Annotated in this window: 14 protein-coding genes; 2 read left to right on the plus strand and 12 right to left on the minus strand. The window is 33.1% G+C overall.

Annotated features, from left to right (window positions below; translation table 11 throughout):
• Nucleotides 1-73: 73 nt before the first annotated feature.
• Complete coding sequence (locus tag ABWO08_RS05025; protein ID WP_353083966.1) at nt 74-1,306, plus strand: GDSL-type esterase/lipase family protein; 1,233 nt, start codon at nt 74-76, stop codon at nt 1,304-1,306.
• Here ABWO08_RS05025 and ABWO08_RS05030 read toward each other — a convergent pair.
• Both ABWO08_RS05030 and ABWO08_RS05035 read right to left on the minus strand, forming a co-directional pair.
• Nucleotides 1,303-2,781, minus strand: a complete 1,479-nt coding sequence (locus ABWO08_RS05030) for an MBOAT family O-acyltransferase (RefSeq protein WP_353083967.1) — start codon at nt 2,779-2,781, stop codon at nt 1,303-1,305. The two genes, ABWO08_RS05025 and ABWO08_RS05030, sit on opposite strands and share 4 nt — an antisense overlap.
• Entirely contained in the window at nt 2,778-4,259 is a 1,482-nt protein-coding gene (locus tag ABWO08_RS05035) for an SGNH/GDSL hydrolase family protein (protein WP_353083968.1), read from the minus strand. The genes ABWO08_RS05030 and ABWO08_RS05035 overlap by 4 nt, the downstream gene beginning before the upstream one ends.
• A 258-nt stretch (nt 4,260-4,517) precedes the next feature.
• Between ABWO08_RS05035 and ABWO08_RS05040 the strand changes: the two genes are divergently transcribed.
• Nucleotides 4,518-4,985, plus strand: a complete 468-nt coding sequence (locus ABWO08_RS05040) for a CYTH domain-containing protein (protein WP_353083969.1) — start codon at nt 4,518-4,520, stop codon at nt 4,983-4,985.
• On the opposite strand, the gene ABWO08_RS05045 is transcribed toward ABWO08_RS05040, so the two are convergent.
• The 10 genes from ABWO08_RS05045 to ABWO08_RS05090 form a co-directional block, all read right to left on the minus strand.
• Entirely contained in the window at nt 4,986-5,477 is a 492-nt protein-coding gene (locus ABWO08_RS05045; protein ID WP_353083970.1) for a septal ring lytic transglycosylase RlpA family protein, read from the minus strand. It abuts the gene before it with no gap.
• Nucleotides 5,478-5,542: 65 nt separating this feature from the next.
• Nucleotides 5,543-5,965, minus strand: a complete 423-nt coding sequence (locus ABWO08_RS05050; protein ID WP_353083971.1) for a hypothetical protein — start codon at nt 5,963-5,965, stop codon at nt 5,543-5,545.
• 95 nt (nt 5,966-6,060) lie between these two features.
• The gene (locus tag ABWO08_RS05055) at nt 6,061-6,345 is read right to left on the minus strand and encodes a hypothetical protein (RefSeq protein WP_353083972.1); all 285 of its coding nucleotides are present in this window, start codon (nt 6,343-6,345) and stop codon (nt 6,061-6,063) included.
• A 246-nt stretch (nt 6,346-6,591) separates the two neighbouring features.
• On the minus strand, nt 6,592-8,232 hold the full coding sequence (pgi, locus tag ABWO08_RS05060; protein ID WP_353083973.1) for a glucose-6-phosphate isomerase: 1,641 nt from the start codon (nt 8,230-8,232) through the stop codon (nt 6,592-6,594).
• 106 nt (nt 8,233-8,338) lie between these two features.
• On the minus strand, nt 8,339-9,574 hold the full coding sequence (locus tag ABWO08_RS05065) for a peptidoglycan DD-metalloendopeptidase family protein (protein ID WP_353083974.1): 1,236 nt from the start codon (nt 9,572-9,574) through the stop codon (nt 8,339-8,341).
• A 16-nt stretch (nt 9,575-9,590) separates the two neighbouring features.
• Nucleotides 9,591-10,517, minus strand: a complete 927-nt coding sequence (locus ABWO08_RS05070; RefSeq protein ID WP_353083975.1) for a tryptophan 2,3-dioxygenase family protein — start codon at nt 10,515-10,517, stop codon at nt 9,591-9,593.
• Nucleotides 10,514-11,290: a DUF3108 domain-containing protein gene (locus ABWO08_RS05075; protein WP_353083976.1), complete on the minus strand. Its 777-nt coding sequence runs from the start codon at nt 11,288-11,290 to the stop codon at nt 10,514-10,516. The genes ABWO08_RS05070 and ABWO08_RS05075 overlap by 4 nt, the downstream gene beginning before the upstream one ends.
• A 297-nt stretch (nt 11,291-11,587) precedes the next feature.
• The gene (gene hppD, locus ABWO08_RS05080; protein WP_353083977.1) at nt 11,588-12,748 is read right to left on the minus strand and encodes a 4-hydroxyphenylpyruvate dioxygenase; all 1,161 of its coding nucleotides are present in this window, start codon (nt 12,746-12,748) and stop codon (nt 11,588-11,590) included.
• A 75-nt stretch (nt 12,749-12,823) separates the two neighbouring features.
• The gene (locus ABWO08_RS05085; RefSeq protein ID WP_353083978.1) at nt 12,824-13,984 is read right to left on the minus strand and encodes a homogentisate 1,2-dioxygenase; all 1,161 of its coding nucleotides are present in this window, start codon (nt 13,982-13,984) and stop codon (nt 12,824-12,826) included.
• Nucleotides 13,985-14,199: 215 nt separating this feature from the next.
• Nucleotides 14,200-15,663 (minus strand): APC family permease, encoded by a 1,464-nt coding sequence (locus ABWO08_RS05090; RefSeq protein WP_353083979.1) that lies wholly within the window; start codon nt 15,661-15,663, stop codon nt 14,200-14,202.
• Between the last annotated feature and the right edge of the window lie 27 nt (nt 15,664-15,690).

Consider the following 15,690-nt stretch of genomic DNA (forward strand, 5'->3'; position numbering starts at 1 on the left):
TCTAAAATATATTTTTTATAAAGCCGTTCTTTAGGGAATGGCTTTTTGTTTTTAGGCCTTTAATAGTTTAATTATGTTTTCCAACAATTATTTTTTTGCATTTGTTTTTGCTTTGCTTATAGCAATGCCTTTGCATGCGCAAAAAATTGAAGATTGGAATCCAAAAGCGATAGACACCACATTATATAACGCCTTTGATGTTTCTAAAAACACGTTAGAAAACAATAATTCCATCTATCCGCTATTGGCTAAATTGTATAAGATTAAACACTTTAGCAAAGAAAACGCGGTGTTTGTTCATATTGGCGATTCCCATATTCAAGGTGATGTGGCTACTTCGGTTATACGAAATGAATTGCAAGGCTATTTTGGAAATGCCGGTCGTGGTATGGTGTTTCCCTACCAAGTAGGGAAATCAAATGCTCCGTATGATATTTTTTCAAGTAGTTCTAGCGAATGGAAAAGCAGCAGATTGGCTCGAGTTGACACCACAATTACCTGCGGCGTTTCGGCATTTGGAATGCAATCACAATGCCCAGATCCAGAATTTAATTTTGAATTACGTGCGGTAAATGGAGCTAAAGATTCCTTTGATAAAGTGCAATTATTTCTAGGTGGAGCGGTCTCTGAATTATACATGGAATACAATGACTGTGAAGCCGAAAATGGTTGTTTTTCTTCAGCCCCCGATCACACTATTTTAAATTTAAAAGCTCCTACTTCAGCATTTCGTCTAGCTTTTCCTACTAATGACAACATTAATTTTTATGGTGCATCTTTAGAGAAAAGAGATGCCTGCGGAATCATTTACCACAGTATTGGTGCGAACGGGGCAAAATATTCAGACTATACAAAAACAGCTCAATTTTGGAAACATTTAAATAAGTTAAATGCCGATTGTTTTATTGTTTCTCTTGGAACGAATGAAGCTCAGGATCCGAATTTAACTGCAGAGAGTTTTATTAATGACGTGAAAATTATGGTTGCTAAATTGCGTTTGGCTTCGCCAGATGCTTGTATTATTCTTTCAACCCCACCAGTTTCCTATTTTAAGAAAAGCAAGCCCAATCCATCGCTTGAAACCATTACCAATGCGCTAATTGATTATTGCAACGCAACAAATTTGGTTTATTGGGATTTATATAATCTTTCTAAGGGTATAGAAGGCGCTTCTATTTGGAAGAAAAAACAATTGTTGCGCCAAGATTTGGTACATTTTTCTAAAGAGGGTTATGCGCTTCAAGGCAATTTATTCGTAGCCGCTTTCGCAAAAGTTTGGAACGAGTTTTTGTGTAAAAACTACTAAAACTGCAAGTAGATAGGCATTACTGGTTTGGCACTTTTAAATATCGAATACAAAGCAATAAAAAGGTACATCCCAACAAGGTAATACACCATAGGAAAGCTTTTTTGTTTTTCGACAATCTTTTCAGAAAAACTATCCGGAATTAAATGTATCGCATAGCCAATTGCAATCATGATGATTACAAATTTGTAGTTTTCTACATATTCGTAGGCTCCATCAAAAGTGAATTGATAAACTATTTGATGGATGAATTGTAAAGCGGTATCAAGACTACTTGCCTTGAAGAAAATCCAGCAGAAACAAACAAAATGGAAGGTGATTAGGGCATAGAAAAAATTACTCAACCCCGAAGGAAGTAGTTTTATTTTTCCGAAAAGGAAGGACCACATTTTATTTATCATTAATCCCGTTCCGTGAAGTGCTCCCCAAATAATAAAATTCCAACTTGCGCCATGCCAAAACCCTCCAATAAGCATGGTTAAGAAAAGGTTTAAATTGGTTCTAAATTTTCCTTTTCGATTTCCACCCATAGAAATGTAAAGGTAATCGCGCAACCAACTTGAAAGCGAAATGTGCCATCTGCGCCAAAATTCGCTCACCGATTTACTTTGATAAGGCGATAAGAAGTTGGTTGGAATTGTGATTCCCATCCATTTAGAAATACCTATAGCCACATCGCTATATCCGCTAAAATCACAGTAAATTACAATAGCATAACCATACAATGCCACTAAACACTCCAATCCGTTGTGAAGATGAGGTCCGTCAAAAACATAGTTTACAAGATTCACCGAAATATAATCGGAGATGATTAATTTTTTTATTAATCCGGTAATTATTAGATAAAAACCTTTAGAAAAATCGGTGTCACTTACATGATATTCTTTCTTTAACTGTGGTATAAAATCCTTTGCACGAACTATAGGTCCCATAACTAGTTTTGGGAAAAAAGAAAGAAATAAAAGGTAATTTACAATTCCTTTTTCGGGCTTTATTTCTCCTCGATATACATCAATGGTATAACTCAGGTTTTCGAAAGTAAAAAAGGAAATACCAATAGGGAGTAAGATGTGTAGAACATTAAATTTTAATTCGGAGAAATTATTCCAAACCTCAATAAAAAAATTAGTGTATTTAAAATAAAAAAGCAATCCAAGGTTGAAAACAACACTTAAAAATAATAGAAATTGTTTTCCTCCTTTTTTCTTAACCTTAAATATCCAATTGGAAATACCGAAATTAAAAAAGGCTGATAGAATTACAATTGACACAAAACTACCACTGGCTTTATAGAAAAAATAAAGCGAAAACAATGAAAGCACAATCGCTCTGTGTTTATAGTTTTTTCTGAAGATATAGTATAATAAAATGAAAGCCGATAAAAAATACACGAAGAACCCATTGTTAAATAACAATGGATTTTGAGCATCATACAAAAGTTGCTCTTTTACGCTATTCCAATCTATTTCCATCATATAGAGTCGGCTTTTATTATAGGTTTTTCAGCTTTAGGCGTTATCATTGGTGAATTAGGTGCTACCTGTTTATTCCTTACAGGGACTTTCACATTTACAGGCGCAGTTGTAATAACCGGTTTGTTTAATTTTTTTAGTGTAACCGCTTTTTGATAATCGTTTATTAACGCTTTAAAAATGGTTTTACTTACTGCTTTTGCCCCTTTGTAATTAAAATGAATATAATCTTTATTTGCAAATGGAACGATGCTGTCTGCCCATTTTACAATGGTTCCGTTTCCACCAATAGATTTATAGAAATTATAAAATGGTGTATTGGTATCGTAAGATAATCGAGCCTGAGTTTGAATTAAAGAATCAATTCCGATGGCAGTTTTCCATTGTCCATCATAATTAAAAGCCCTGTCAGAGCAGCTAAATAATAAAAACTCGGTGTTAGGCATGTTGTTTTGAAACTTCTTAAGCATTGGGCGCATGCCACGATAATAATAATCATAATTGGTATCATTGGGTTGAAACAATAAATTCACGCCATATTGAAAAACAATTAAATCATAATATCCAATTTTGTCTAATTCGGCTAACAAACTACTGCTAATTTTTTTAAGCTCAACACCTGTAATTCCTCTAAAAGAATAGTTATCTAAGACAATTCCCGATTGTGGCTCAGAGCTAACACCATAAACTGGAGTATGCTTTGCATAAAGCGTAAACTTAGCTTTGCTGGAAACGCCACTTCCAATTAATACCCTGTTGAATTCGGAGTTGGCAGGTAATTTTACAACTGAATCATTAATTTTAACCGCAATGGTATCTCCTCTTCCATAAAGCAACCATTTTTGTGTTTTTTGGGTGGCATTTTTTTTGATATTATCTCTAAAATCAACTTCTAAGTTATTGCTAAAGAAAGAATATCCAGATAAGAATAAACCAGAATTATGCTCTTGTTTTTTAAAATTATCGACATTAAAATCACCGTTTAAAAATACTTTAGCAGTTCGTCTAAAATCAGAAGACACGCAAGATATAGGCACATAACCAACCCCTTTTTGTTGCCCAAAATAATTTTGTAATTGCTCCCGAACATCTTGGGTAATAAAGTCGCCTTCTATTTGGCTGTCGCCAAACCAGGCAATTCTTATTTTCACATTTTTGCCTTCTGCAAGTTGCAGCATTTTTTGGGTAATTTTTGGCAAAGCTGGAATTAGGGTATCTGTATTGAAGCGAATAAGCGTGTTTTTCTTTTGATAGTCATCAAATTCATTTATAAGATGACCTTCAGCAGTAAAAGATTTGGATTTTTGTTTTATCTTAATTTCGCCTTTAGCGGTTTTTTCTTTCACTAAAATATCCGACAGTAAATTCACATTTTTAAAATAAGGATAATAGGCTACAATCTCTTTTGAGAATGCAGACAAAACCAGCTGAATGCTTGTGACCAATAAAATAAATAGGATTACTTTTTTGCTATGGTTCATGAACCTTAATTAGAAATGGGGTTGTCTTAAATAGCTTTGTTTAACAGTTTCTTAAAAATTGTATTTCACGGCAAAAGTAAAAAAAAGGAAGCGTGTTTTACATTTTATATTTAAATAATTTAGGCAAAGATTTTTAATGAAAATAAACTTTAAACATGAAGTCAAATAAGAGCTAAAAATCCTTTAAGGAGCCCTTTAATTTTATTTAATTTTTTTATTGAAAACAGAAGTGCTATTTTTGATACCAACAGCTGCTTTATGATAGAAATAGAAAGAAAATTTTTAGTTATCTCTTTGGATTTTATTGCTGAGTCTTCTGCGCAACATGCTATTGCGCAAGGTTATCTTAATTCTGATCCAGAACGAACTGTGCGCATAAGAATTAAAGGCGAAAAAGGATATTTAACGGTTAAAGGCTCAGGAAATAAAACGGGTACTTCAAGAATGGAGTGGGAGAAAGAAATCTCCCTTGAGGAAGCCAAATCACTATTAAAATTATGCGAACAAGGGGTTATTGAAAAAACCCGTTATGAAGTAAAGTCGGGAAAGCACACTATTGAAATTGATGTTTTTCACGGAGAAAATGAAGGTCTAATAATGGCTGAGGTGGAGTTAGAAGATGAAAATGAAGCTATATTAAAACCCAATTGGCTGGGTAAAGAAGTCACCGGAGACAAGCGTTATTACAACTCCTACATTAGTTTATACCCTTTTAATAGGTGGTAATTAGTTTTGTAATATTTCCAAATACACATTAATGTATCCCGCACCGCTACTAGAAGCGATAGTAAAAAAGGCTTTTTTAGATAAGTCGATTTCTCTTCCTCTCACAAATGGCCCTCTATCGGTTATTTCTACCACAACTGTTTTTCCGGTTGCAATATTGGTTGCTCTTATTTTAGTTCCAAAGGGAAGAGTTTTATGTGCAGCCGTAAGTTCGTACATATTATAAATTCTGCCACTTGCGGTGCGTCGGCCATGAAACTTATTTGCATAATAGGAAGCCCTAGCTGTTTTTTTGTAGGGCTTGAATTTCCCTTTATAGGCAGTAACAGAATCGGTTATAACTAAAGTTTTTTCAGTGATTTTTTGTTTTTTCACCGAATCTTTAGTAATTATTTTAGCCTCTTTTTTTCCGATAAGAATAGATTGCGCAAAAAAGCTGGTGCCGAGTAAAGCAATTAGTATAACAAGAAGTTTGGTTATTCTTTTTTTCATCTTTAATGAGTTTTAATTTGATATAAGTTCGTTTTTGGCAAATAATCACCAATAGAACTATCGTATTAGAACCATAAATGCCATGGAATTCTGGCTAAAATTAGCAATAAACCCAATCCATAAAAAATGGAAATCGTTTTAAACTTTGTTAGACTAGAAGTTGCTTTTTTATGTTTAGACCATCCAATGGTGATGAATACAATAGCAATAATGTTTATTAATGGGTGCTCTAAAGCAGTTAATCTAATAGCAGCATTACTCATTTCGCTCAAACCTGCTTTTCCAATTGGCGAGACAAAATAAAGTACAAACCCAACTAGTAATTGAATATGTGCAGCTATTAATCCAAGCAAGGCAATTGTTCGGTTTTTCGAGCTAAATTCTTTTTTTGATACTAATCCAAGTACCGAATTAAGGACAGCAACTACTAATAATAAAAGTGCTAAATATGCCCACCCCGAGTGAAATTTTTGAATAAATTCGTACATATATTTAATATTTATTTTAACAAATATACAGAAAAAAAAGAATAAAAAAACCCTCTTCGGTTAGGAAGAGGTTTAAATTCTAGGATAAGGGACTTTTAGAAATTATAAGTAATTCCAAAGTTCCATGTTCTTCCAAATCCGAAGAATACTTGGTTGCTTGGATCTAATCCTTTGTATAAAGTGTTCGAATAGGTTTGGAATGCAGCATCAGTAGCAAAATCTGCTCTTGTTTTAGCAAAAGTATTTGTTCTACTTTCTGCAATATAAACCGTGTCCAATAGGTTGTTGATGTTCAATCTAAAATTCACAGAATCTGACTTATCTTTTCCTACTGGCATTTTGAAAGAAAAACCTGCATCCATTAATCCATAAGAAGGCAATTTTAAAGTTCCAAGATTTGTTGCAGAAGTTTGTCTTGTAGGATCTAAACTAGCATATAAATTATCTGCAATTCTATAGTTTGCATCAACAGAATGTTAACAAATTGAATTTCTATATAAAATTCAAATTCAACAATTATTTTTTATAAAATCTCTAAAATATTAATAGTAAATCAATTAAATGAATAAAAAAACCTCAATACTACAATAAATATTGAGGGTATTAATTATTCATGCTATAATTAGTTATTTATTTAAGAAATGATTTAGTAAAAATGTGGTAGAACTATCGTGATTTGCCACTTTTTTATTATTTATTTCATCTAATATGGAGTTGGCCAATTGCTTTCCTAGCTCAACACCCCATTGGTCGTAACTAAAAATATTCCAAATAATTCCTTGTACAAATATTTTATGTTCGTACATAGCAACAAGACTTCCAAGGCTTTCTGGAGTTAATTGCTCAATAAGAATAGTGTTTGTAGGTTTATTTCCAGTAAATACTTTAAATGGTTTTAAGTAATCTGCTTTTGATTTTTCTAGGCCTTGTTTATCAAATTCCTCTTGTACTTTTTCTGGAGTTTTTCCATTTAATAGGGCTTCTGTTTGAGCGAAGAAATTGGACATTAATTTATTATGGTGCTCTTGATCTCCATAAAGAGGTGAAACATATCCAATAAAATCGGTCGGAATTAATTTAGTGCCTTGGTGAATTAATTGAAAAAAGGCGTGTTGTGAATTGGTTCCTGGCTCTCCCCAAATAATAGTTCCGGTTTGGTAATTCACTGGTTTACCATCTCTACCAATACTCTTTCCGTTACTTTCCATAATTCCTTGTTGCAAATATGGAGCTAGTTTTTGTAAATATTGCGTGTAAGGTATTATCGCTTCGCTTTCAGCGCCAAAAAAGTTGTTGTACCAAACGCTTAATAATGCCAAGATTACTGGAATGTTTTTATCAAAAGATTCATTTTTAAAATGTTCATCCATTTGGTTTGCGCCTTTTAATAATTTATCAAAATTATCAAAACCAACCGCCAAACTAATAGACAATCCTACAGCAGACCAAAGTGAAAAACGTCCGCCAACCCAATCCCACATTGGAAAAATGTTGTTGGCATCGATTCCAAATTCGGTTACTTTTTGAATATTTGTGGAAACGGCAACAAAATGTTTTGCTACATCTTCTTGTTTCGCAGATTTTAAAAACCAACTTCTAATAGTTTCAGAATTGGTTAGTGTTTCTTGTGTTGTAAATGTTTTAGATACAATTACAAAAAGCGTTGTTTCGGGATTTATTTTTTTAATAATTTCATTTACATGATCTCCATCTACATTAGAAACAAAATGAACATTTAAATGATTTTTATAATATTGTAATGCTTCAACCACCATGGCTGGACCAAGATCCGAACCACCAATTCCGATATTTACCACATCAGTAAATGCTTTTCCGGTATATCCTTTTCTTACGCCAGATGTTATTTCATTAGTGAATTTAGCAATGCTGTCTTTCACCGCATATACTTCATCCATTACATTTTTCCCATCAACAATATACGAAGCACTTTTTGGCGCTCTTAAAGCAGCATGTAAAACCGCGCGATTTTCAGTTTGATTAATTAATTCACCATTAAAACATTGCTCAATGGCTTTTTTTAATTGCACCTCTTCAGTTAATTGTAACAATAACTCAAGGGTTTCTGAAGTAATGTTGTTTTTTGAAAAATCAACCAAAAAATCATTCCACTTTAAGTGAAACTTTTCAGCTCTTGAAGCATCATTTTGAAACAGTTCTTTAATGGAATTGGTTTCCATTTTAGAAAAATGATTTTTTAAATTTTGCCAAGCTTTGGTATTGGTCGGATTGGTAATTGGTAAGGCCATATTATTTTATTTGAGGGACAAAATTAGATAAAAGAATGTATAATAAACCAATAAATTAGTATTAATAATTAATTTATATCAATGAAAACGATGTAGTTGAAGGGGTTTAGGATTTAGATTTTTTTCTAAAGGTAACTTCTGCAACACTATCCAATTCTCGTTTTAGTGGTCGCATAAATTCTTTGTATTTAGGAAGGTTTCTTCCTTCCATGGTTTGTGAATTGGGCAGTTTTAATTTTAAAGCGTCAACTTGTTGGCCATTTTTCCAAAATCGATAACACACATGAGGACCTGTAGCCAGTCCGGTGCTGCCTACTTTTCCAATTACATCACCTTGTTTTACGCGTTGTCCTCTACGAACTAATATTCTAGACATGTGAAGGTATTGAGTAGAGTAGGTTTTGTCGTGTTTTACTTTCACAAAATTTCCATTTCCGGTTGTGTATCCTGCCTGTTCTACAACCCCTGAAGCGGTTGTCATAATTGGCGTTCCAGATGGTGCGGCATAGTCGGTTCCTTTGTGGGCTTTCCAAATAAGTTGTACTGGGTGGAATCGGTTTTTTGCAAAACGCGAGGTGATATTTACAAATTTAAGTGGTGCTTTTAAGAAAAAGTTCTTTAGAGCTTTTCCGTTTTCATCGTAATAATCTGTTTTTCCATTTCGTTCTTGAGCAAAAGGGAAGGCATAAATTTTTTCTCCTTTATATTCAAAAAAGGCCGCTCTCAAACTATCAACTCCATCATAAACGGTATCGTTAATGTATCTTTCTGTAAAGCTAATTGCAAATTTATCGCCTTTTCTAGATTTGAAAAAGTCGATTGACCAAGCAAAAACTTTGGTTAACCTACCTGAAAGTGTTGGCTCCACTTTCATGCTTCGTAATGTTTGGGTTAAAGAACCAGTAAGTTCACCTGCAATGGTACGAACTTTGAATTTAAGCGGTCTCATTTTTTTGTACCCAATAATAGAATCGGTAAGATCAATTAAATAATAATCCAGTCGGGTAGGTTGGTAAATAAGATATTGTAATTTGTTGTATTTATCTTTAGATCTTAAGCAAACATAAGGTCTTTTATATCGAACGCTGGTTGAAAAAGAGTCTTTTACAACGCGAATAATTTCTGCTACTTTTTTACCGTTAAGATTTTGTTTTTTTAATATTCTCTCAAATGTATCTTGACTTTGAATGGTGTCGTAATGCACATTAAATTCATCGTAGTGAAATCCAAAATCAACCACAGGTTTTTGTGGCTCAGCATCTTCAATAACAAAATCTTCCTCTGAATTATTACAAGAAGATAACGCTAGTAAAACACAAAAAAGAAATGCAATTTTTTTCAAAAAGCTGAAATTTACTTTAACAATCTTCTCCCCAATTTTTCAATTCTTCCTCACTCCAAAGCTCGGGAAAGAAAATTCGTCTTTGGTATTTTGGGTGCATGTATTTTTTCCAATCGCTACCTCCAGTTGCTTCGCCAGATCCTTGTCCACTTTCGATATATTTTTTTGCAGTATTTAAATGGCCCATAACCCAGGTAATATTTACCGTTTTATCATAATGTCTCATGGCCGCAACTAATTCGGCATTTTTTTGATCTGCTTCAGGAAGTTGCTTGAATTTTTGCCAAAGATTACTTGTATTATGCGCTTCCATATAGCGTAAAAACTCGTCTTTGTATTTTCTTTCGAATTCAAGAATTAAGAACGATTTTTCACCTGTTTTATAATCTTTTCCAGCAGCCTGCCAATACAAATGTTCAAATGCATGCGAATACGGCGTGTTTCGATCAATAGTTGCTCTAAATCTATGGTCAATTAAATTGATTAAATCGGTAGACGCAAACTCAATCAATCGATATTGTGCACTTTGAAATCCACTTGCAGGGGTTAAGGTATTTCTAAATTTCATGTATTGGTCTACTTCCATTCCTTCTCCCATAATGGTGAAAGAGGTAGTTAGCATATCAAAATAGCGACTAATTCGCATCATTTTTTCAGCAAAGAAACTTGTTTCAGGTTTTTCTAAAATGCATACTTGATCTATTTCCCAAAGTATCATTTTGAATAATAATTCATTTACTTGATGGTACATGATAAAGACCATTTCATCAGGCAAAACAGTTCTTTGTGTTTGCAAATTCAGCAATGCATCAGTTTGGATATAATCCCAATAGGTGATTGGTTTAGACCAAAGTAGTCCTTCTAGGTGTGTATCTGTTTTTTGATTTATTGCATCAAATTTTTTTTCTAATTCGGATATTAATCTTGTTGTATCTGTTGTCATTCGATAACTTTTATGGTAAATGGATTTGATAATCCTTTAAATGATTCTAAATCTGCTTTTAAAGATCCTACTGCTAAACTTGCTTTGATTCTAAGAGGCAACTTATTGGCGTCATCTGAAACCCAAACTGTTAAACTCTCTTGTTCTTTAAATACTCGACCGGCTTGAACCAATGGTCTAAAAATCATACATGGAACTACCCCAAATTTAGTTTCTAAATCTTCTTTTCCAACATATTTTAACTTAAATTTTGTCGTTTCTTGATCAAAAAACATGTCTATCGCTATTGATTCACCAATTTTTAATCGATCAACATTAGGATGTTTTCGTAAATAATAAAAAGTGGAAACAATATCTTGTATGTTTTCTGGAGTGTTGAAAGTTTGACTTGTATTATTTTTAAGATCTTTAACTAAAATGGTGTTTTTATCTTGATTGAAAAAACCTTCTTCATTTTTAGTATAACCTCCCTCATCTATTTTTCGAACATATTGGTAGGGCTTGCCCGTAACCCTGTCAAAATAGGTTTCATAATTGTCTTCTACTTTAAAAAACCATTTAGACATTCCGGTTGTATAACCTCTTCCTATTGCATGGTATACTTTTTTGTTATTTCTCAAAGCATCTTTAATTTCAAGCGTGGCATATCCAGCTGTAACCAATCCGTAATGTATTCGAAATTTAAACCATTCACCTGTATCAAACGGAGTATCTTGAATGGTGTCAAAACTAACGCTAAGCAAGAATAGAGCAAGTACAATTATTTTTTTCATTTGAAATGGTATTAAGGACCTGCGAAAATAAATCAATTTCTGTTCCAAATATATTAAAACAAAAAAACTCCATCAAATTTATGACAGAGTTTTTGTACTATTAACCAACCTAAAAACTATAAATTATGAAAATTTATATAAAAAATTAATGGAAACCACTCCTTTAGTTTTTTGTTGGTACAAAGTTAATAAAGTTGTTAGATTATTCTCAGCAAAAAATCAACTTTAACATATTTTTATTAAAAATATGGTTACTACAACGATATATTATGTTAATTTTCTAATAAAATTGACAATTTACAAAGTTCCTCGTAATGCTTGTTCTCTTTCAATTGACTCAAAAAGAGCTTTAAAATTACCAGCGCCAAATCCTTTTGCTCCCATTCTTTGAATTATTTCAAAAAATAAGGTTGGACGATCTTCAACGGGTTTTGTAAATATTTGTAATAAATAACCATCTTCATCGGCATCAACTAAAATAGAAAGTTCTTGAAGTTTTTTTATGTCTTCTTTCATAATATCCATATGAACTCCCAATCTTCTTGGAATATCATCATAATAGGCTTGAGGAGGAGGAGGTAAAAATTCAACACCTCTTGCTTTTAATCCCGATACTGTTTTAATAATATCATCTGTGGCAACTGCAATATGCTGCACGCCCGGACTTTCATAAAAATCGAGATATTCTTCAATTTGAGATTTTTTATTTCCTTTGGCTGGTTCGTTAATCGGGAATTTAATTCTACCGTTTCCGTTAGACATTACTTTACTCATTAAAGCTGAGTATTCAGTGTGAATTTGGGTATCATCAAAAGATAAGAAATTTTCAAATCCCATAACTTCTTCGTACCATTTTACCCATTGGTTCATTTCACCCCAACCCACATTTCCAACCATATGGTCAATGAATTTTAATCCTAATGCTTCAGGGTTATAATCAGATTTCCATTCTTTAAATCCTGGAAGGAATAGTCCATTATAATTTTTTCTTTCTACAAAAATGTGAACGGTTTCTCCATAAGTATAGATTCCAGATCGAATTACTTCTCCGTTTTCATCTTTTTCAACGGTTGGTTCCATGAATGATTTTGCTCCGCGTTTCGTTGTTTCTTCCCAAGCAGATTTTGCATCTTCTACCCATAGTGCAACTACTTTTACTCCGTCTCCATGTTTACGTAAGTGTTCATTAATTGGGGAATTACTATTTAGTGGAGTTGTTAAAACCAATCGGATTTTATCCTGTTTTAAAACATAACTCACTGAATCGCGTGAGCCTGTTTCAAGTCCGCGGTAAGCATGCGATTGAAAACCGAATGCAGTTTTGTAATAATGCGCCGATTGTTTTGCATTACCTACATAAAATTCAACATAATCGGTTCCAAATAGTGGAAGGAAATCTTGAGCTCCACTAAATATTTTTTCTAGTCCGTATTCTACAGATTTTATATCTTTTGCCATTTTTTTACAATTAAGGGTGAAGTAGCAATTCACTATTTTAAGCATTCAATAGGCTTAACTACTAAGATTTTATTTTTATTTATCTAGCCAGGAAAGGTAATAGTTATCGTCGGCAATTTTTAGTGCTTCTTCAGTAACCATTAAAGGTTTAAAGGTGTCTACCATTACTGCCAATTCTAAAGTTTCTTTTTTACCGATGCTTCTTTCTACTGCTCCAGGATGAGGGCCATGAGGAATTCCTGCCGGATGTAGGGAAATATTACCCGCTTTGACATCATTTCTACTCATAAAATCGCCATCTACATAATACAATACTTCGTCTGAATCTATATTACTATGGTTGTAAGGCGCAGGTACAGATAATGGATGATAATCGTACAGCCTTGGTACAAAGGAACAAACGACTAATGAATTTGTTTGAAATGTTTGGTGTACTGGCGGAGGTAAATGTACTCTCCCAGTTATAGGTTCAAAATTATGAATCGAGAAAGCATATGGATAATTGTAACCGTCATAGCCTATTACATCGAAGGGATGAGAAGCATAGACCATATCTATAATTTCGTCTTTCTTTTTTACTTTAATAACAAAATCTCCAAATTCATTATTAGTTTCTAATTCGTATGGTTTGCGAATATCGCGTTCGCAAAATGGAGAATGTTCTAATAATTGTCCAAACCAGTTGCGGTATTGTTTTGGAGTGTAAATTGGTGAATGCGATTCTAAAATAAACAAGCGATTATCTTGGGTATCAAAATCAATTTTATAGATAATTCCTCTTGGAATAATTAGGTAATCACCATAGCTAAAATCTAAATTCCCATAGATGGTTCTTAATTTTCCAGATCCTTTGTGAATGAAAATCATTTCATCAGAATCGGTGTTTTTATAAAAATATTCTGTAGTTGATTTTCTTGGAGCTGCAAGAACAATATGACAATCGGAATTGGTTAAAACAATTTTTCTGCTTTCTAAAAAATCATCTTGAGGCTCCACATCAAATCCTTGTAATTTATAGGATTGAATATTGTTAGTCTTAGCAATTTTTGGAGCTACACTATAGCGCTCTCCTATTTTTTTTAATTGTGTAGGGCGTTGCTCATGATAGGAATTAGTGTACATTCCGTCAAAACCTACGGTTCCAAAAAGTTGTTCGTAATATAAATCGCCATTTTCTTTTCTAAATTGAGTATGGCGTTTTGGAGGGATAGATCCTAGTTTATGATATAAAGGCATTTCTTTTTGTTTAAAGGTTTGAAAAAATAAAGTTGAATAATACAGACTTTAGTTAACACACAAAAAAGAAGTAGAACTCATTCCGGATTTCTCTTGATGAGGTATTTTAATAGAATAAGTAAATTGTCCCAATTTTTCATTCTTACAAATATCGAAAAAAAACAAAAAAATCCAAAAGTCTTTGATATGAAACTTTTGGATTTTTTGAATTTATATTATTCTTTATTATTTAGCTTAGCTTTATTTTTTCCGTAAATGAAATAAATAAATACTCCAATTACTAACCATCCTAGAGACAATATTTGAGCATCAATACTTAGATTAATCATTAAATAGGTATTGATTAAAATTCCACAAGTTGCAATAACTGGTAAGAAAGGCACTTTAAAAGGTCTATTTAATTCGGGCTGTCTTTTTCTTAAAATCCAAACTGCAATACAAACCATGGTAAATGCAAATAAGGTTCCAAAGCTGGTCATATCAGCTAATTTATTAATAGGAGTAAATGCAGCAACTACAGCGATAACAGCTCCAAGAATTAATAAATTAGTTTTAGGGGTTCCGCTTACACCATGAATTTTTGAAAATACTGGAGGAATTAGACCGTCTTTAGACATTCCTAAAAATATCCTTGACTGACCCATGATCATTACCATTAATACAGAAATTAAACCAACTGTAGCCGCTATGGTAACTACATAACCGGCCCAAGCTTGTCCTGCAATATCAAATGCATAAGCAACAGGTGCTTTAATCGCTTCAGGATATTTTCCTAGTGGGTTAAAATCATCATAATTCATCATTCCAGTTAATACTAAAGATACTAAAATGTATAAGAAAGTACAAACTAATAATGAAGTGATGATCGCAAAAGGCACATCTTTTTTCGGGTTAATAGCTTCACCTGCTTGAGTTGAAACAGCATCAAATCCTACATAAGCAAAGAAAATTGCTGCAGCTCCAGATATTACTCCTTTTATCCCGTATGCTTCATGCGATTGTCCTGCTGCATCTACAATACTAGTAGCGTCTGGAATAAATGGATGCCAGTTAGCGGTATTAATAAAGAAAGCTCCAGCAATAATTACAAATAATACCGCAGACACTTTAAGCATTACAATTAAATTATTTGCTTTAGCAGCACTTTGAGTACCTTTAATTAATATTGAAATAACAAAAATTACAATACAAAAAGCTGGTAAATTCATAGAAAATCCTTCTCCAGTATAACTACCAGGATCATTGGTAAGCCAATCGGGAAGATGTAAACCAAACATTTTTAAGAGTTTGTTGAAATATCCCGACCACGAAACGGCAACGGTCATAGACCCCATTGCATATTCTAAAATTAATCCCCAACCTATAATCCATGCAAAAAGTTCTCCAATAGTTCCATAGGCATAGGCATAGGCAGAGCCTTCAACAGGTAAAATAGAAGCAAACTCAGAATAGCATAAAGCGGCAAATACACAGGCAACACCTGCAATAATAAATGACAAAGCCAAAGCTGGTCCTGCATGATAATAGGCTCCGGTTCCGGTAAGAACAAAAATTCCACCACCAATAATAGCGCCAATACCAATTGCAGTAAGACTCCATTTACCTAATACTCTTTTTAATTCACTTTTTTTCATATCTGCTTCAAAGGCAGAAACAGGCTTTACTCTCCAAATAGACATAGTGTATTTTTTTTATTTATATGCTCA

The sequence above is a fragment of the Flavobacterium sp. genome (genome assembly GCF_040383245.1).
Taxonomy (GTDB): Bacteria; Bacteroidota; Bacteroidia; order Flavobacteriales; family Flavobacteriaceae; genus Flavobacterium.